The 18,332-nt window shown below is 44.4% G+C and carries 12 protein-coding genes and 2 pseudogenes; 8 read left to right on the top strand and 6 right to left on the bottom strand.

Going from position 1 to position 18,332, the window contains the following annotated elements:
• The first annotated feature begins 89 nt into the window (after positions 1 to 89).
• Complete coding sequence (locus LEPTO7376_RS14480; RefSeq protein ID WP_015134913.1) at positions 90 to 2,009, top strand: penicillin-binding protein 2; 1,920 nt, start codon at positions 90 to 92, stop codon at positions 2,007 to 2,009.
• 25 nt (positions 2,010 to 2,034) lie between these two features.
• Here the strand turns inward: LEPTO7376_RS14480 and LEPTO7376_RS14475 are convergent, their stop codons facing one another.
• Both LEPTO7376_RS14475 and plsX read right to left on the bottom strand, forming a co-directional pair.
• On the bottom strand, positions 2,035 to 3,036 hold the full coding sequence (locus tag LEPTO7376_RS14475) for a beta-ketoacyl-ACP synthase III (RefSeq protein WP_015134912.1): 1,002 nt from the start codon (positions 3,034 to 3,036) through the stop codon (positions 2,035 to 2,037).
• A gap of 68 nt (positions 3,037 to 3,104) precedes the next feature.
• The gene (gene plsX / locus LEPTO7376_RS14470; protein ID WP_015134911.1) at positions 3,105 to 4,157 is read right to left on the bottom strand and encodes a phosphate acyltransferase PlsX; all 1,053 of its coding nucleotides are present in this window, start codon (positions 4,155 to 4,157) and stop codon (positions 3,105 to 3,107) included.
• 150 nt (positions 4,158 to 4,307) lie between these two features.
• Here plsX and LEPTO7376_RS14465 point away from each other — a divergent pair, with 150 nt between their 5' ends.
• Positions 4,308 to 5,639: a D-alanyl-D-alanine carboxypeptidase gene (locus LEPTO7376_RS14465; protein WP_015134910.1), complete on the top strand. Its 1,332-nt coding sequence runs from the start codon at positions 4,308 to 4,310 to the stop codon at positions 5,637 to 5,639.
• A gap of 110 nt (positions 5,640 to 5,749) precedes the next feature.
• On the opposite strand, the gene LEPTO7376_RS14460 is transcribed toward LEPTO7376_RS14465, so the two are convergent.
• A complete protein-coding gene (locus tag LEPTO7376_RS14460; protein WP_015134909.1) occupies positions 5,750 to 7,357 on the bottom strand; it encodes an NAD(P)H-quinone oxidoreductase subunit 4 in 1,608 nt (535 codons plus the stop codon).
• A gap of 14 nt (positions 7,358 to 7,371) precedes the next feature.
• Here LEPTO7376_RS14460 and LEPTO7376_RS26475 point away from each other — a divergent pair, with 14 nt between their 5' ends.
• The 3 genes from LEPTO7376_RS26475 to hrcA all read left to right on the top strand — a co-directional run bounded on the left by LEPTO7376_RS26475 (position 7,372) and on the right by hrcA (position 9,265).
• The gene (locus LEPTO7376_RS26475; RefSeq protein ID WP_160148466.1) at positions 7,372 to 7,518 is read left to right on the top strand and encodes a hypothetical protein; all 147 of its coding nucleotides are present in this window, start codon (positions 7,372 to 7,374) and stop codon (positions 7,516 to 7,518) included.
• 185 nt (positions 7,519 to 7,703) lie between these two features.
• Complete coding sequence (locus LEPTO7376_RS14455; RefSeq protein WP_015134908.1) at positions 7,704 to 8,057, top strand: rhodanese-like domain-containing protein; 354 nt, start codon at positions 7,704 to 7,706, stop codon at positions 8,055 to 8,057.
• A 152-nt stretch (positions 8,058 to 8,209) separates the two neighbouring features.
• Positions 8,210 to 9,265: a heat-inducible transcriptional repressor HrcA gene (gene hrcA / locus LEPTO7376_RS14450; protein ID WP_015134907.1), complete on the top strand. Its 1,056-nt coding sequence runs from the start codon at positions 8,210 to 8,212 to the stop codon at positions 9,263 to 9,265.
• A 21-nt stretch (positions 9,266 to 9,286) separates the two neighbouring features.
• Here the strand turns inward: hrcA and LEPTO7376_RS14445 are convergent, their stop codons facing one another.
• A complete protein-coding gene (locus tag LEPTO7376_RS14445; protein WP_015134906.1) occupies positions 9,287 to 9,697 on the bottom strand; it encodes a DUF3110 domain-containing protein in 411 nt (136 codons plus the stop codon).
• A gap of 254 nt (positions 9,698 to 9,951) precedes the next feature.
• Here LEPTO7376_RS14445 and LEPTO7376_RS23665 point away from each other — a divergent pair, with 254 nt between their 5' ends.
• Complete coding sequence (locus tag LEPTO7376_RS23665; RefSeq protein ID WP_015134905.1) at positions 9,952 to 13,245, top strand: CHAT domain-containing protein; 3,294 nt, start codon at positions 9,952 to 9,954, stop codon at positions 13,243 to 13,245.
• Positions 13,246 to 13,488: 243 nt separating this feature from the next.
• The gene (locus LEPTO7376_RS14430) at positions 13,489 to 13,977 is read left to right on the top strand and encodes a hypothetical protein (RefSeq protein ID WP_015134904.1); all 489 of its coding nucleotides are present in this window, start codon (positions 13,489 to 13,491) and stop codon (positions 13,975 to 13,977) included.
• Positions 13,978 to 14,127: 150 nt separating this feature from the next.
• Here LEPTO7376_RS14430 and LEPTO7376_RS14425 read toward each other — a convergent pair.
• Both LEPTO7376_RS14425 and LEPTO7376_RS29120 read right to left on the bottom strand, forming a co-directional pair.
• Positions 14,128 to 16,416 (bottom strand): annotated as a pseudogene (locus LEPTO7376_RS14425) (phycobilisome rod-core linker polypeptide); the annotation flags it as partial.
• 132 nt (positions 16,417 to 16,548) lie between these two features.
• A pseudogene (locus LEPTO7376_RS29120) lies at positions 16,549 to 16,812 on the bottom strand (hypothetical protein); the annotation flags it as partial.
• 299 nt (positions 16,813 to 17,111) lie between these two features.
• On the opposite strand from LEPTO7376_RS29120, the gene LEPTO7376_RS14420 reads away from it, so the two are divergent.
• Positions 17,112 to 18,308 carry a bifunctional 2-polyprenyl-6-hydroxyphenol methylase/3-demethylubiquinol 3-O-methyltransferase UbiG gene (locus tag LEPTO7376_RS14420; RefSeq protein ID WP_015134902.1) on the top strand — a complete coding sequence of 399 codons (1,197 nt, stop codon included), beginning with the start codon at positions 17,112 to 17,114 and terminating at the stop codon, positions 18,306 to 18,308.
• The last annotated feature ends 24 nt before the right edge of the window (positions 18,309 to 18,332 follow it).

The following is an 18,332-nucleotide window of genomic DNA, read 5'->3' as shown; positions in this document are numbered from 1 at the left end:
GAGAGGGCATTACACATTAGTTTGACGAGAAAGAGAAGTATTGCACTAAGATCACTACTGTGTGAAACATTTGTAGTATTTATGTTGATATGACCGTCAACCGAACGCGCCGCCCAAGGTCTAAGCGATCGCAGTCTCCTAATTCTCAGTACCGCCGTAAGCAAGTGATGACACGGCGACACAAGGTGAAGTCTGCACGCATGAATCGACCTAATGCTTTGCGATCACGGTTGATCTTGATTTGGCTTGTCTTTTTCTGCGGGATTACTGGTCTAATCGGTCGAGTACTCTATTTACAAGTATTTGATTATGAGCGTCTCAATGGGATGGTTGAGGAGCAGCAGCAGGTAACGCTTCGTCCTTATATTCCTCGCCGGACGATTGTTGATCGTCATGGTAATGCTTTGGCGATCGACAAAATTGTTTATAGCCTCTATATCCATCCCAACGGCTTTCGGCTACCCAGCAAGCTCAAAGAAAATACACCAGATTGGGCTTCGGAAGATGTCTATCGTTATGTTGCATTTCATCTCGCATCAGTATTGCCTGACCAGGATGTTACTGAGCTAGAGCAAAAACTTCGAAGCAAGGAAAGTGGCATTCTCCTCACTCACCACCTACAGGAAGATATTGCGAAAACAGTGCGGGATCTGCGGTTAGACGGAGTAGAACTCGTTAATCGTTTTGCTCGGTTTTATCCACAGAAAGAAGTTGCCGCCGAAGTGATTGGGTTTGTCGATTTTGACCACATTGGGCAAACGGGAGTTGAGTTTAAGCAAAAGGAATTAATCCAGCGGGCTCCAATTGTTTTGCAGCTCACCCGTTCGGGAAATGGTTCTCTACTACCTGCAAATTTAGAGGCTGGTGTTCTCAAATATGATGATTGGCAACTGAAACTAACTCTCGATCTGACGCTACAACGGGTTGCACGGGAATCTCTCAAAAAGCAAATCAAGGCCTTTGGTGCTAAACGAGGTGCTGTCATTGTGATGGATGTGCATTCTGGGGACTTGCTGACCCTTGCGACAGAACCCACTTACAATCCCAACGAATATTTTTCCTATTCGCCAGAAGAACAAAGCGAACTGTTTAAAAATTGGGTTGTGTCGGATTTGTATGAACCAGGATCAACGTTTAAGCCAATTAACGTGGCGATCGCCCTTGATGCTGGCGTGATCCAACCTGACACCATTGTCTATGATGCAGGCCAAATGACCATTAATACTTGGCCAATTAAAAACCATGACTTTGACCAACGAGGTGGTTATGGCTATGTTGATGCTGCGAAAATTTTGCGCGTATCGAGCAATATTGGCATGATCCAATTAATGCAAAAGCTTAGTGTTGGGGATTACTACGATAAATTACAGGCATTGAAGATCGAAAAAGGAACAGGTGTGGATTTGCCGGGTGAAGCAGATGGTTTTATCAAAAACCGTGAGACATTTACCGCAGGTCAAATTGAAGCCGCCACTAGTTCCTTTGGTCAGGGTTTCACATTAACGCCTTTAAAATTAGTCCAACTCCACGCAGCTCTCGCGAATGGCGGGAAGTTAGTAGAGCCCCGTGTTGTTCAGGGTTTAGTGGATAGTAAAGGGGAATGGCAAACCCTTGAAACTGATGACTCAGAGGAAGAAATTGTCACGTCAAAACCGCCTCAGATTTTTTCAGCTGCTGCCGCAAAAGATGTTGTGGAGATGATGGAAACAGTTGTTGAGGATGGTAGTGGGAAAGCCTCCCGAATCGATGGTTATCGTATTGCAGGAAAAACTGGAACAGCCCAAAAAGCAAAGAATGGTGTGTATTTGGTCGGCAAAAAAATCACAAGTTTTGTCAGTATTTTTCCAGTCGAGAAACCACGCTATGTTGTCATGGCAATCATTGATGAACCCATGGCGAAAAACTCATATGGTAGTACTGTTGCTGCTCCCATTGTTCGGGATGTGCTCGAAGTTCTGATCGCAAAGCAGGCGATCGCCCCGGCCGCGGAACCTGTCACACCAGAATGATCGAAACAAACATACGATACTGTTATTAAGGATTACCCCAACGGAAAACCGCAGCTCCCCAAGACAAACCAGCCCCAAAACCGGAGATCACAACCGTGTGACCAGCCTTAACTTTGCCAGCTTTAATCGCTTCATCTAGAGCAAGGGGAATAGAAGCTGCCGAAGTATTGCCATACTCATGTAAATTCGCAATCACCTTTTCTTGAGGTAGTTTTAGACGCTTTGCAACGGCATCAATAATTCTTTGATTGGCTTGGTGCAAAATTAGCCAGTCAATATCATCGGTCGCCAAATCAGCTCGGAACAATGTTTTTTCAACAACTTCCGGCACTTTGGCCACAGCAAAACGGTAAACTTCCCGACCATTCATTGTGACCGCTTCGTATTGCCCTTGCTGGATGGTGACATCATGTACTAAATATTTAGGATTTGCTTGATAGGAAAGATTTAAGCAGTGGTTTTGGCTACCATCGCTATACATTTCGAAACCGAGAAGCTGATCGACATCATTCCGCTGACACACCACTGCCCCAGCGCCATCACCAAAGAGAACACAGGTCGTGCGATCACCCCAATCTACCCAACGAGATAAAATATCTGCGCCGATCACAACAACATTTTTGAAAGCACCAGTGCGCAGATATTGCGCGGCCGTCACTAAACCAAACACAAAACCAGAACAAGCTGCAGTTAGATCAAATGCAACTGCATTTTTTGCACCAATTAAATGCTGAACCTTGGCTGCACTTCCAAAAAGGTCATCCGGAGTTGATGTGGCAAGAAGCACCAAATCGATCTCTTCAGGATTAAGATTTGCCGAGGCGATCGCCCGTTTTGCTGCAGTAGCTGCTAGTTCACTTAAGCTACTACCTTCTTCCAATAAATGTCGATTACGAATGCCTGTGCGCGTCCGAATCCAATCATCCGAGGTTTCGACTAACTGACTGAGATCATCATTTTTGACAACCGATTGAGGAGTAGCTGACCCACTCCCCGTAATGGCAATACCTGCCCCATCAAATTTCAATGCTCGACTCCCTTACTTCCTCGGAGATGATTCATCTGATAGTAATTCATTAAATGCTTTTTTTCTAATTATCCTTCGTTAGTCACAGCCTGCTTAGCCTGTTTTTGATGCTCTTCTGTATAGCTTTTAATACGCTGAATGACTTCATTATCAATCGCTTCTTTTGCTAATCGAATGGCATTAAAAATCGAAGGAGCCTTAGAACTACCGTGGCTAATAATGCAAACACCTGCGACGCCAAATAGCAGCGCGCCGCCGTGTTCCGCGTGATCAACTCTTTGCTTAATACGTTTAAGATTAGGCCTTAAGATCATTGCGCCAGCCTTACCGCGTAAACCACGAGGTAATTCTTCCTTAAGAATTTGGAGAAGCACTGAGCCGACGGATTCTGCAAATTTCAACAAAATATTGCCGGTAAAACCATCACAGACAACAACGTCAAATTCACCAGAAAGAACATCTCTTCCCTCAGCATTTCCTTTGAAGGGAATCGCCGAATTTCCCATGAGAAGTTCATGGGTTTTGAGAGCAAGCTCATTACCTTTTGAAGGTTCTTCACCAATATTAAGTAAACCAACTTGTGGCTCGTTATTGCCGAGCACATATTTGCTATAAATTGTTCCCATCAAAGCAAATTGCTCAAGATATTTGGGCTTACTATCGACGTTTGCTCCCACATCAAGCACAATCACAGAGCGCTCGGGATCAAGAGTTGGGAATACAGCGCCAATGGCAGGACGGTCAATACCTTTAATACGGCCTAATTTTAAAAGAGCTGCAGCCATCGCTGCACCGGAATGACCTGCGGAAACCACCGCATCCGCTTTTTTCTTGCGCACAAGCTGCATTGCTAGATTAATGGATGCTTTTGGCTTACGGCGGATGGCGACAAGGGGCTCTTCGCACATTTCAACAACCCCTTCTGCCTCAACAATATGCACAAATTCTGAGGGGGTTTTGAGGTGTTGATCTAAACTTTCTTGGATAAGTTTGGGGTCACCAACAAGAAAAATCTCAACGTCAAGTTCTTCTACTGCTCGGATTGCTCCAGCAACAATTTCCTCTGGGGCATAATCTCCCCCCATGGCGTCTATAGCTATTTTTGCGCGTGTTGATGACATGTTGATTTGGAATAAATGCCTTCAACATATTACCAGAAGGCTGATTCGTGCTTTCTGATACCAATGATGGAATTTTCGGTGTTACCATCAGAGGTCACATGGCACATTTTTTCTTTCCTTTGTGTTTTTAAAAGGGTTCATTAATCTCTCATGTTTAAAGCGATCAGTCTCGGTTTTGTTGGTTTTATGGCCAATTTTTTACAGCCAGACGCGCCGCCAGATATTATTCCGTATCGTCCGCTGACTTGGGAAAATACAGCGGTATTTGAACTTAGTTATCAAGATGACCCGACGGTTCAACAAATTGTCGAGCGGTATGTTGCTCAGCTAGGGGAACAGGGAAAATCGGTTAGCCGCCAAGGTATTTGGATTCAGTCACAGTGGTTACCTCTAGCGCAACATCAGGGGAAGGAGGCATTGTCTGCGGCATCTTTGACAAAAGTTGCAACAACTTTAGCTGCAATTAATAAATGGTCTTTAACGCATCAGTTTGAGACAGGGATCTATCGCACAGGATCAATTAATAATGGTGTTTTGAGTGGTGATCTGATTATTGAAGGAGGTAGTGATCCGCTCTTTGTATGGGAAGAGGCGATCGCCCTGGGTAATGCACTGAATAAAGCGGGTATTCGTCAGGTACAGGGAGATCTAATTGTCGTGGGCAATTTTGCGATGAACTATGCAATTGATCCAGTGGTTTCTGCCCAGACACTCCGCATGGGAATGGATCACCGTCTCTGGAATGGAGAAGTGAGCCGCCAATTTAGCACGATGAAAGCTGCGACAACAAAACCTCAGATGTCAATTTCCGGTGGCGTTAAGCGTTTAGAGTCGTTGCCTAGTGATGCGACCAAGATTTTAATCCATAAATCTTTGGTGCTGTCAGAAATTTTAAAACTGATGAATATCTACAGTAATAATGCGATCGCCGAAATGATTGCCCAAAACTTAGGCGGCGGCCCACAAATGGGCAAACAAGTTGCCCAAGACCTTGGCATTCCTGAAAATGAACTCCAACTGATTAATGGATCAGGCTTAGGCGTGGAAAATCGTATTTCTCCAAGGGCAGCAGTGATGATGTTTCAGGCGATTGACCAGTCTATTGACTCTGAAACCTTGGCGATTTCTGATTTATTTCCTGTTGCTGGACGTGATAAACGCGGCACCATGATTGACCGCAAAATGCCCAAAGGAATTATCGCAAAAACCGGAACCCTCAACCAAGTTAGTGCCTTAGCTGGCATGATCCCTACCAGTGAACATGGCGATGTGTGGTTTGCCATTATCAACAATGGCACCTGGGATATCCGTGGCTATCGCAAACAACAGGATCAACTCTTACAAAGCCTTGATGGACATTGGCAATTAACGCCTCTCGCTTCCATGTTGATCGATATTTCCCAAGACTTTTTCGGCAATCCTGACCGCATTGAAATCGTCTCAACCAGTTCTGTCAGCAATACTTCAAGCTCATCGAACTAAGTTATCTGCCATTGATCTCTATAAAAGTCTTTCACAACAAAAAGTCCTCTACTGAATTTAGTAGAGGACTTTGCTCAACAAGCCATTAAAGTTAAGCGACTTGATGGGGACTATTGATATTGGCTAAATGTTCTATCAATGTCTGGTGCGCGGAGAGCGGCCATATCGAATGTTGTTGTCGAAGCCTTTGCTGTTTGATTCAGGCTAGGCACTGATGCCCGTAAAACTTCGGTGAGATGCTCTGTCGTCGAAGCATAGATTTGTGTGACAGCTTTGGGATAGAGACCAATGCCGATGATGGGAATAAGCAAACAAGCAACCACAAATACTTCACGAGGTTCTGCATCAACAAGTGCTTCATGCTCTACAAGCTCCTTGTTTTCTGGGCCATACAGGATTTCCCGCAACATGGAGAGGAGGTAAATAGGCGTAAGAATTACACCGATCGCTGCAAGGACAACGATAATCACTCGGAAAGTTGGACTGTAAGCATCACTGGTGGCAAACCCAACAAACACCATTAACTCGGCGACGAAACCACTCATCCCTGGTAGTGCAAGGGATGCGAAAGAACAGGTTGTCCACATGGCAAAAATCTTTTTCATCTTTTTGCCAACCCCTCCCATCTCATCGAGCATCAGGGTATGGGTACGGTCATAGGTTGAGCCAACCATAAAGAATAGACTCGCCCCAATCAAACCGTGGGAAATCATTTGGAGCATTGCGCCACTGGTTCCCAAATCAGTAAAGGAGGCCATCCCAATCAGCACAAAACCCATATGGGAAATGGATGAGTAGGCAATTTTTCGCTTGAGATTTCGCTGGGCAAAGGATGTAAGGGCTGCATAGACAATATTGACAACACCCAAAATCACCAGCACTGGGCCGAATAAGGCATGGGCATCGGGCAACATCCCGGCATTCATCCGCAGGAGAGCATAGCCACCCATTTTGAGGAGAATTCCGGCGAGAAGCATATGCGCTGGTGCTGTTGCTTCGCCATGGGCATCGGGCAACCAAGTGTGTAAAGGGAAAATAGGCAGCTTAACGCCATAGGCAATGAGCAAACCACCATACAGTAACAGTTGCAGATTAATGCCGATATCTTTGTTGGCGATCGCCGTCATATCGAAGGTGACTGTATCACCGTAGAAGGCCATTGTGAGGGCTGCAATCAGAATGAATAGCGATCCCCCAGCAGTGTAGAGAATAAACTTCGTCGCTGCGTAAAGGCGCTTTTTACCGCCCCAAATGGAAAGAATTAGGTAAACCGGAACAAGCTCAAGTTCCCAAGTGAAGAAGAAGAGGAGCATATCCTGTACTGCAAATACGGCGATCTGACCGCCATACATCAGCAACATCAGGAAGTAAAAGAGTTTTGGCTTAAAGGTGACTGGCCAAGCTGCCAAAGTCGCCAGAGTCGTGATGAAACCAGTAAGCAAAATCAGTGGCATCGAAAGACCATCTGCTCCCACTGACCACCGCAGATCGATCGCCTCGACCCACGTATAACTCTCTACAAGTTGTAAGTCAGGACTACTGAAGTCATACCCAACATAAAAGGCGGCAACAATAATACCAAAATTAATTAAACCGACCGTTAGGGCAAACCATCGAACGGTTTTCCCATCTTTATCTGGAATGATCGGCAACAATAAGGCTGCTGCGATGGGAAATAAAATAATCGTGGATAACCACGGAAAATTTGCGAGATCCATACAAACTCAAAATAATGGCTGTTTTTTCAAAATATGTATTGAAAAAAGTCGTGCTGGGAAATGAGGCGATCGCCAGTCTTCTAGGAATACCAAGCATTCTTGAAGTGGCTAATGGCCTCTGCCCTTACTTGTACCACTCTGAAATTGGGGTGAGCGCCTGATGCCGGGAACTGCAATACTCCTTAACTTTGCCGAGCTGATTCGGTTCACCAGGCACACAAAATAGCGATACTTGGCAGAAAGAGCCTAAAATTTTTTAAATTATTAATTAAATTTTGCGCCACTTTTTTGAGGCCACAGTCTAAGCATCTTTTTCTAGTTCGAAAAAATAAAAATCAGTAGCTTTATGACCACACCCATTCAAGAAATTTCTGTCCAAGCCTTTGCCGAAAAGGTGGCGATCGCCGCAGAATTAGAACAAGATTTGCAGTTTATCGATGTACGAGAACCCCAAGAGGTGGCGATCGCTGTACTTGATGGTTTTCAAACCCTCTCCCTTAGCCAATTTGAAGAATGGTCACCCACAATCTCTGAGGATTTTGACCCCAATACCGAAACTTATGTCCTTTGCCATCACGGCATACGTTCTGCGCAAATGTGCCAGTGGCTACAACAGAACGGCTTTACAAATGTCATAAACATTATGGGAGGGATTGATGCTTATTCCCTACTAGTTGACCGCAATGTTCCGCGCTATTAACCGAAGGAAAAAATCGGCTATACTAACTGCCACAGATTGAGTTCGTTTTTTATAAAAAAATAACTTTTTTTGATTTTCTACTGAGAAAAATATTTATATTTTTTTAAGATTTGCCAAACAAATTACGGGCTTGACTTGTCCTCACCCTATTTATGACTGCTCAGAATATTCTTAATCTCAGACATCAAAATATTTTTCGGGCAACAGTCAATCATTACATTTCTACGGCTGAACCAGTTGGCTCCAAAACGTTAGTCAAAGAATATGATTTTCATGTGAGTTCTGCCACGATCCGTAATGTGATGGGCAAGCTAGAAAAAGCTGGTTTTTTGTATCAACCCCATGTTTCTGCGGGGCGTATTCCTTCGGACTCTGGCTATCGTTTTTACGTCGATGAGTTGGTCACACCTAATGTGAAAACGCGTAAGCAAGTGCATCAGGCGCTCACTCAAAATTCTGATGAGCAGCTTTGGGGGCTAGAGGCGACATTACAAAAAGCAAATCAAATTTTATCCACGCTAAGCGGCTATATTGCGCTGATCACAGTACCTCAGCAAAATTATGCGCGGTTAAGACATTTACAATTGCTTCCTCTCAGCGCAAGCAAAGTAATGGTGATTGTGGTGACTGATATGTTTCAGCCGCAGTCTGTGGCTTTTGAGCTCGAGTATGATCCCGACGAATTAACTCTTCTCGCCAATTTTTTAAATCATCATCTCCAAGGGCGATCGCTGGAAGAAATTTCCCGATTAGATTTAGATGCTTTAGACCAAGATTTTCGCCATTGCGCTGAGCTGTTAGACACCATTTGTCAGACTGTTGCGAAGGTCAATCAAAATAATCTTTCCACACCGATTTTGGTGCATGGTATTTCTGAAGTACTTCGGCAGCCAGAATTTTCGCAGCTAGAGCAATTACAAACGCTGTTGCATCTCATCGAAGTACGCCAAGAACAGCTTTTTCCGGTGATGTTCAACCGTGAAGGTGAGGAAGGAACCACCCTGATTCATATTGGCACAGAAAATCCTCTCGAACCGATGAAAACTTGTGCTCTAGTTTCCGCCAACTATTACCAAGAAGAAGTACCTGTCGGTAGTGTGGGGGTGATTGGGCCAACACGGATGTTTTATGAAAATGCGATCGCCCTCGTAGAGGCAACCGCCGACTATATTTCTGCAAGTCTCACGACCCAGCCAGAATTAGCTTAATGTTTTTCTATCTATAAAAGTCTATAAAAGACCTTCGAGTTGCTGACGAATCCGGTCAAGCTCATCATTTGAAAGATCACTATCACCCTCTTTATCTGGTGAATTTTGGGATGTTTTTTCTTTGTCTGGATAGCTGCCAGATTCTTGCCAATCCGTTTCTGAAACGCTGTTTTCTGGAGGAACCGCTAATTGACCAGAAGCAACGCGCTCATAGGCATAATCAGCACTATCACAGAACTCGATAATGTCTTCATCTTCCATTTTCTCAACAGTTACTGGTGGGAAATCCTGTGCTTCTAACATGAGAGAAAAGCGAATCGCGTCATCTTCGTCTTCAAACATTAAGACCTTGTTGCGATCGCCTTCTTGGAGGGTGTGAATGCCTTCATTATCAGTGCGGGCATTAAACAAAAGTACGTAGACTAAACTCATGGGGGATCTTCTCGCTAACTAACATTTTCTCAAACCGAAAGTTATTGCAAAGATTAAAGCGGGGATTCTGTTTGAGGTGGATTGAATATCATAATCATAAGATGGCGTGGGAGTATTGAAAAACCCAGCCTTTTTTGCATGAGGCAAAACACCGCCATTATTTTCTATCGAAGAATCGAGACCTTTTAACCCATCGTATGTTCGCTCGAATCACTAGTTTTACGAAGCAATGCCAGCCAGCTTAGGAGTTTGCCGTGTCTTATTTTCGTCTGTTATCTGTCACGGTTAGCCTTGGTTTATTGTGTCCATTGACGCCTCTGCTTGCCCAAATCACCTCGACTGCAAATACTACCAATACTGCTGTAACCCAAAATGGTCAAAATTGGGATATTTCTGGTGGCAGTACTTCCGCAGGTGGCAATAACTTATTCCATGATTTTCAGGATTTTAATGTTGGTACGAACCAAAGTGCGACATTTCTCAGTGCGCCAGCTATCCAAAATATTTTGTCGCGAATCAGTGGTGCGAATCCTTCCCTAATCGATGGCCTACTTAGCATCAGTGGGAGTAACGCAGATTTATATCTCATCAATCCCAGTGGAATTGTTTTTGGTGAAAATACCCAATTAAATTTGCCTGCAGACTTCACTGCAACCACTGCAACAGGATTAGGCTTTGGTAGCGCCATATGGTCAGGGCAAACGAATTACAACGAGCTTATCGGGAGTCCTAACCAATTTTTCTTTGATGGCACTGGTGGCATTATCAACGGCGCAGATTTAAAGCTTAATGTGGGAAACCAACTGAATCTTTTTGCTTCACACATTGTCAATACTGGCTCTCTAAGTGCGGAATCTGGAACAATTAATCTCACTGCAGTTCCTGGCACAAATACTCTGAGACTGTCTCAGGCTGGTCAATTACTCAATCTCGAATTTAATAATGGCGCACCAGCCAATGTTGTCGATATTCCTCGCCTCTTGACCGGACATAACCTTGCAACAGGTGTGACTTTAAATGATGGTGCAGTGGAGCTGAGTGAAACTCAAACGCCAGTGACAATGAATTCTGGCAATCTGTTTATGAGTGGCTCAATTGATGTCAGCGGAAACCTTGGTGGCACATCGACTTTATTGGGAAATGAAATCATTCTGACCAGTGCGAATTTAGATGCATCAGGTTTGAATGGTGGCGGCGAGATTTATCTGGGCGGTGATTTTCAGGGACAGGGTTTATTTACGAATGCGAAAAATGTTTTTGTAGATCCAAACTCGACATTCTCAACTGCGGCGATCGCCACAGGAGATGGCGGCCAAGCCATCATCTGGTCAGACCAATCAACACTTTTTTACGGCAATATCGATGCGACAGGTGGTCAGTTTGGCGGTAATGGTGGGTTTGTCGAGGTTAGCGGTAAACAATATCTTGATTTTCAGGGCACAGTGGATCTGCGATCGCCCCTGGGTACCAATGGCACATTACTGCTCGATCCCACTGACATCATCATTTCCGATAATCCGACAAGTCCCACACTAGATTTTATGGATGGTGTATTTGATGACATCACGAATACGCCCTCCAACCTCAATGTTTTCGACCTCCAGTTCCAATTAGAACTTGGCGATATCTTAATTACAACCAATTCGGGGAATGCCGACTTAGGCAACATTGTGGTCGATAGCCCATTTACTTGGTCAAGTGGCAACACCCTCGAACTCGAAGCTGATAATGACATTTTTATTAGAGCCAACATTGTCAGTACTAGTCAGGATGCAACCCTAGTATTAGTTGCTAACAATGACATCAGAGTAGAAGGAATGATTCAAGTTGGTGCTTTCGATAACACCACAATGACGATTGATTTTATTCCGGATGCTGACGGTGATGGTGTTGGCATATATCAGCAAGACCCTAATGCCATTGTCGAAGGCAGTATTCCGTTTGAAGAATCAGACTTTGATGGTGATTTTGGAGATGACGAGTTTGGGGGAGATTTCGGAGATGATGAATTTGGAGATGACTTTGGCGACGATGAATTTGGGGATGATGAGTTCGGAGATGACGAATTTGGGGACGATGAATTTGAAGATGAATTTGGGGATGATGAATTTGGAGATGACGAGTTCGAGGAAGGGGAAGATGATGAAGACTTTGACGAAGACGACGACGATTTTTTTGGAAGCGATTTTGATTATGAATACGAAGATGATGGCTGGAGTGATTATGATGAAGAGCTTGATGCCCTAGAAGATGATTTTTTTGATGACTATGGTGAGCATTTTGGATTAGCCGCAAAGCCAGATACTAATTTTGATGCGGTGCAATCAAAGCTAGCGACAATTCAGTCTTTACTCGATATTGACCCTGCCATTATTTATGTGGCATTTCGCGACAAAGAATCGCGAGGAACAAAACAATCGACGAAACAAACAATTGGTAAAGATAAAGATATTCTCTGGCAATTTGACGACAATGCGCGCCAAAATTATCTTGATATAGATCGAGAGGCTCTTGGTAATGATGAATTAGAGCTTGTTATGCTCACTGCTAGTGGCAAGGTGGTACGTCGTCGCATTGTAGGAAGTAGTCGACAGGAAATTCTAAGAGCAGCAAGGTCATTTAACCGTAGTATTACCAGTCCACATTTAGGGAATACCTATTTGCGATCGGCAAAGTACTTTTATGATTTACTGATCAAACCCCTTGAAGCGGAATTAAATGAAGCTCAGATTGATAATTTGACGTTTGTGATGGATCGTGGGCTGCGTACTTTACCGATAGCAGCTCTTCATGATGGACAGCAATTTGTAATTGAAAAATATAGTGTGGGGATGATGCCCAGTTTCGCATTAACTCAAACGGACTATCTCGATTTACGAGAGAGTCAAGTTTTGGCAATGGGGGCTTCGGAATTTCAACAACAAAATGATTTGCCTGCGGTTCCAGTGGAATTATCAGAGATTGCTGATCGCATTTGGGAAGGGGATGTTTACAGCGAAAATCAATTTACCGTAGATCGTTTACTGGCTGCGCGCGATCGCCAAGAATATGGAATTTTACATCTTGCCACCCATGGTGAATTTTTGCCTGGTAATCTTGCGCGTTCCTATATTCAGTTTTGGGATCAACGGGTGTCTTTAGCGGAGTTACCAAAGCTTCAACTCAATAATCCACCAATCGAATTGTTGGTTTTATCTGCTTGTCGTACAGCTTTTGGTGATCCAAATGCCGAGTTGGGATTTGCTGGTTTGGCGATCGCCTCAGGTGCAAAATCAGCGATAGGTAGCCTCTGGTATGTCAGTGATGAAGGGACGCTTGCTTTGATGACAGAGTTTTATCGTGAGCTCCAATCCCTGCCGATTAAAGCGGAAGCACTCCGCCAAGCTCAATTAGCCTTGTTGAATGGTGAAGTTCAGCGACAAGGAGGAACATTGATTACTCCTGCGGGCCCTATTGATCTGCCAGAAACGTTCTCGCAACTCCAGAGTAATGATCTGAGCCACCCTTATTTTTGGAGTAGTTTTAGTCTGATTGGCAACCCTTGGTAGAAACACTTTGGGAACTGACACACTTTGGCTACAAAGGTCATTAGCAGAGTGTTAAAAATAGATCAATAACAACAGTAACCAACAGAGTGTTCCCTTCGTTGAACGAGTTATTCTAAACCTAATCTGTCTAAATTTACCGTTGTTCATTTGGAACTTTTTAGCCACTTTCACCATCTAGGTGCCTAGGGAGTGAATCTCCTTGGAAAGCAAACTCCTCAATAAGTCTTTGGGCTTACCAAAACAATGACCAAATTTTCTTCTCTTTTTACCCTAGCTGCGGTTGCCAGTGGTGCATTTTTTCTTGCCACAGCTCCGGCGATCGCCCAACCCTCTACATTTACAATTGCATCAAGCGGTTCTGGACTAGATATTTTAGCTAATGGTAAGCCTTTCTCTGGTCAAATTAGCGGCACAGCAGGCGGAACACAGGATAGTACTGGTTGTGGCTGGATGTCTAATAGACCAAACCATACCTTTTCAGTGAGTGCTGACAATATCGTTTCCATGAAAATCCGTGTAACGAATCCGACTGGCGCCACAACCGTTCCCTACACTTTAATGATCAAAAACGCGAGTGACCCAAGCGCTAGTCCTTTCTGTGCGATCGCCGCAGCTGGCATTCCCGCTGAAATTGGTGGTGTATGGAGCCAAGAAGGTAATTATGAAATCTTTGTTGGAAACTTCGAAAGTTCTACAGCTCGTGATTCTTACATCCTCGAGATTTCTAAATAAGCTCATCTTTTGAGTTTCTTTGAGATCTCATTCAATCCACAAAAATCTTTTGAATAAGAAAAACCTCCCAGATATCTGAGAGGTTTTTTAGATCTGTATTGTCGTTTTGAAAGCTTCCCAGAAGATTTGGAAAACTTTATTCGCAAAGTTTTAGCGTTTTACTGCAGGCTCAAAACTAGGAACAACAACATCTGAATTTTGCTTTGTCAAAGTGTTGTAGAGCTTCTCCGTATTGGGGAAGTTTGCCGCAGGAAGAGTTGGGTAGCGACGGTAAGGTACAACATCCTCATTGAAGTTTTCTGCGTATTCCATGCTGTTAACCATTGCACCAATGAAAGCCTTTAGGCCTTCTGCCGCAAGAATTTGGTTATACTTCCGAATCTCCTTCTGATCCTGTGGAGCGCGTCCAAGGAAGTGCTTAGTACCCATCTCAATCACTTTAGTGTTGGGATAAGGAGTATAGAATTCCTTCTGATACAGCTCAGAACAACCTAGAGCTTCGATGAATTCCTTCATCGTGATTTCACGGTTGCCAAGACGACTTTCTAGACTTGTAAATTGAACTTCAACAATGTAGGGGTCAATATCGCGCTCAAAGATCTGGCGATATGCCGCAGCAGTCGCATTCTTGAGCTCAACCTTATTAAAGGTGTCAGTGAGTTTGAATACCTTAACTTGATCTCGCTGAACCGTGACCCCCTGACTGATGCGATCGCCCATGTCTGTGACAGGTAAGTTCTTCGTGCTAGAAGTTCCAAGCTCAATAAAGCGAGGAGTCTTCTCAACTTGCACATTCGCGCCAATATCTTCGCGAATCGCGCCAGGGCGACTTTGACGGAGGGCATAGCCACCAGGCGTCAAGTAACGTTCATAAGGAACAGTATCTTCGCCAAATGCTTCTTTATATTCCTCACTGTCGATGATGGCATCAACCAATGCATAGAAACCTTGTTTGGCGCAGAGATCAAAGTAGCTATTGATTTCCTTGCGACCGTAAGTTGGGCGACCAAGTAGACGACGATGGACGTACTCTACAGCTTTACAAACATAGAGAGAGGTCCAATATGTTTTACGGAAAACATCTGACTTCGCCAAGATCCGAACAAAATCACGGAGTGTAATATCGCCGTTCTCAAGCCTTGCTTCTGCTGAAGTTTGGCGCTGACCATCGTAAACCATCCGACCAAAGACTTGGCGGTAAGCTGCCGCAATCACCTTCTGAGTTTCACTTTCAGAGAAGCTGATACTAGGGTTTGATTTACCAGAAACAGGTAATTCATTATTAAGACGGAAAACCTTTGCTCCGAGAGTCCCAGGATGAGCTGGACGCGCTCCAGGATTGCTAAGCTGATTATTGATGCCGGGGCCACGGTGAATTAAGACGCGACGAGTATCCTTGCTGAAGGGAGCAGGACTACTGCTGGGATTACGAGTTTCTTTCGGGAAAATTGCGCCGAATTGAATTTCTAAAGAGTCGTTACCAGAGCCATATACATGTTGGTCAGGTAGGGGGTTGTTATAGCTCGCGAATGTGGTTAGGAATTGAGGAGCCTTGCGGAAAGGCGCACTGTATTTAAATAGCTCTTGTTGCATGCCCCAATTACGACATTCTTGTGCTTCCTGACCGAGACCACGGATGTAAGGTACAGTCTCTTCTGCGAAATAATCTCCGTACTCCTGCGAATCAATCAGAGCATCGATTAGCGCGGGAAGACCACCATTGGAAACGATGGAGAAATATTCTTGTACCTCTTCACGGGAAGAAGGTCCGCGACCCAAAATATGACGGAACGCCAATTCAAGAGCACGACTGTTAGTGAAAGGCTCATAGAATTGCTTTCGGTAGAGAGGCGATTTTGCAAGACGACGAATAAATTCCTTCATCGAAATGTCGCCATTCTTCACCTGGGACTCAAGGTAAGAAATAGATTGGCTATAGGCGCGAGTGATGTCGCGTTCAAAAACCTGACGGTAAGCAGCCTTAACGACAGAATTTTTCTCAATAGCCGATAAGCCCGGCTTCATGACAAATTTCTGACGATTTTCAGCAGCATTGAAGTAGCTCTGAGGTAACTCTAAGCCCTGCTGATCAGAAGATGGTCTTTGGCGAAGCTTGTTGTTTGGAGACTGGGTTTGAACTTCTGTGATTAGAACGCTGAAGTATTGATTAACAATTCCCTGTGCTTCATTGTCACCACGGAATAAATCGCGGGAAGCAGCAGCCATTTCCTGTAAGGCAACAACCGTTGCGGGAATGGAGCAAGCATTTTCCAAAATTTCTTTAAGACCACGAGTATTCACAACGAGAATACTAGGGTCTCCGGCGATAATGGCATAGGTTGTGTAGCGTAAGAACCAAGCCATATCCCGCAAGGATTTGGTCATGTTGCGGGGACCATAGCGCGAAACACTAATGGGTCGGAAGCCAGCTGGAATTCTACCGCCAGAGGAACCGAGAAATAAACCGCGAACGCCAGAGAAGAGGCTGTCATCATCATTCGCAGCACTAGCACCATCGGCGCTGAATTGGCCTGCGAGATCAAATGATGATTTTTCGTTGGGATCGAATGCTGGTTTTTCGAGATAGGCAAGGGGAGAGCCACCGGTGAAAATCCGGTTCGCTGCCCGAGAAACGATTAACTGGGAACTCTGTTTAATCGCTTCGGCGATCGCCAAACGTTTGAGCCCAGAAGTGAAATAGGTATCAAGGGAGGTCAATTCACCAGTTTCGAGGAACCGATCTTGTTGCTCTGCCTGAGAAATATTAGAGAGAGGAACGGTTTGATATAACTGGGGGCGGGCCAATGAGCTACCACCGCTGGCTCTAATCGTCATGGACTTTCAACTATCTCCAATCAAAATGTTCAATTTATAATGGGCTGTTTGGGAGAAAGTGGGCAGAAGTGCTAGATGGTCTTGTGCGAGCGTTTCTCCCAGAGGCTGTTTTAAAAAATGAGATGTTTATCTATTTGCTAGCTCTTAGAGTAAAACGTTTCAGGTATTGAGAACGACTTTATTAAAAAATATTTCAAAAAATCAATAAAAGCGGGGATCGAAGTTGCACAATGGGCGGCGTCCTGTTTCTCTGGTAGATTATCTTGCCAAATTTTAAGGATTGAGTCGTTCTTTCTCAGATGAATAATTCCGAAGCTCGTCAACAGGCTGTCCGTGAACTTTACAATACCTATCCTTTTCCGCCAGAGCCTTTATTAGACGAGCCACCTCCAGGCTATAACTGGCGTTGGCATTGGCAAGCGGCCTATAGTTTTTGTGCAGGTCGTAAGCCAGCTCGTAACAATCCTCGAATTCTTGATGCAGGTTGTGGAACGGGCGTTGGCACAGAGTATTTACTTCATCTCAATCCAGAAGCAGAAATCTATGGGATCGACCTCAGTGAAGGGGCTTTAGAGGTTGCAGAGAAGCGCTGTAATCAGTCCGGAGTCAGGCAAAATCATCAAGCACCTGTGACATTCCAACGGCTACCGATTGAGCAAGCAGCAGAATTAGAAGGTGAATTTGATCTCATTAATTGCGTTGGTGTGCTCCACCACATGCCAGATCCAGTTCAAGGCATTCAAGCATTAGCCAAAAAAGTGGCACCGGGTGGTTTGTTTCACATTTTTGTGTATGCGGAGTTGGGCCGCTGGGAAATTCAACTGATGCAAGAGGCGATCGCCCTGTTCCAAGGAGAGAAGCGAGGTGATTATGTTGATGGTGTCAAAGTTGGTCGAGATATTTTTGGGAGTCTGCCGGAAAATAGTCGTCTAGTTCAATATGACAAAGAACGCTGGTCTTTAGAAAATCACCGCGATGCTTCTTTTGCAGACATGTATGTTCATCCACAGGAAACGGACTACAATATCCATACTCTTTTTGAACTAATTGACGCATCGGGTCTGGAGTTTGTTGGCTTTTCGAATCCGCCGGTGTGGGATCTAGAACGCTTAGTTGGTAAATCGCCTGATTTAATTGAACGAGCCAAGGGTCTCAGTGAACGTGATCGCTATCGCTTGATTGAGCTTTTGGACACGACCATTAGTCACTACGAATTTTTCTTATATAAACCACCATTCGAAACAACTGATTGGTCTGATGATGATCTTTTGAGTGAGGCGATCGCCGAAGTCCATCCCTGTTTAAATGGCTGGCCGAGCAAAGCATTCTTTGACTTTGACTACCGTCTCACAAAAGTTACAGACGCTGAGTATGACTTTATGTCAGCCTGTGATGGTCAATGTACTATCGCTTCCCTTCTCGAAAATACTGAGTTTAGTTTGGATGATGTGCGATCGCTCCAAAAAAGACAACTCATTATGTTGAGTCTTGCCTAATCTGAAGAATATTAATCTAAAAAA

It is taken from the genome of [Leptolyngbya] sp. PCC 7376 (assembly GCF_000316605.1).
Lineage (GTDB): Bacteria > Cyanobacteriota > Cyanobacteriia > Cyanobacteriales > MRBY01 > MRBY01.
This window is presented reverse-complemented; position numbering and strand designations above follow the sequence as displayed.

Bases quoted from the DNA above. Each gene is read 5' to 3' on its own strand.
- LEPTO7376_RS14480 (WP_015134913.1), top strand. From the start codon at position 90: ATGACCGTCAACCGAACGCGCCGCCCAAGGTCTAAGCGATCGCAGTCT.
- plsX (WP_015134911.1), bottom strand. From the start codon at position 4,157: ATGTCATCAACACGCGCAAAAATAGCTATAGACGCCATGGGGGGAGAT.
- LEPTO7376_RS14465 (WP_015134910.1), top strand. From the start codon at position 4,308: ATGTTTAAAGCGATCAGTCTCGGTTTTGTTGGTTTTATGGCCAATTTT.
- LEPTO7376_RS14460 (WP_015134909.1), bottom strand. From the start codon at position 7,357: ATGGATCTCGCAAATTTTCCGTGGTTATCCACGATTATTTTATTTCCC.
- LEPTO7376_RS26475 (WP_160148466.1), top strand. From the start codon at position 7,372: ATGGCTGTTTTTTCAAAATATGTATTGAAAAAAGTCGTGCTGGGAAAT.
- LEPTO7376_RS14455 (WP_015134908.1), top strand. From the start codon at position 7,704: ATGACCACACCCATTCAAGAAATTTCTGTCCAAGCCTTTGCCGAAAAG.
- hrcA (WP_015134907.1), top strand. From the start codon at position 8,210: ATGACTGCTCAGAATATTCTTAATCTCAGACATCAAAATATTTTTCGG.
- LEPTO7376_RS14445 (WP_015134906.1), bottom strand. From the start codon at position 9,697: ATGAGTTTAGTCTACGTACTTTTGTTTAATGCCCGCACTGATAATGAA.
- LEPTO7376_RS14430 (WP_015134904.1), top strand. From the start codon at position 13,489: ATGACCAAATTTTCTTCTCTTTTTACCCTAGCTGCGGTTGCCAGTGGT.
- LEPTO7376_RS14420 (WP_015134902.1), top strand. From the start codon at position 17,112: ATGAATAATTCCGAAGCTCGTCAACAGGCTGTCCGTGAACTTTACAAT.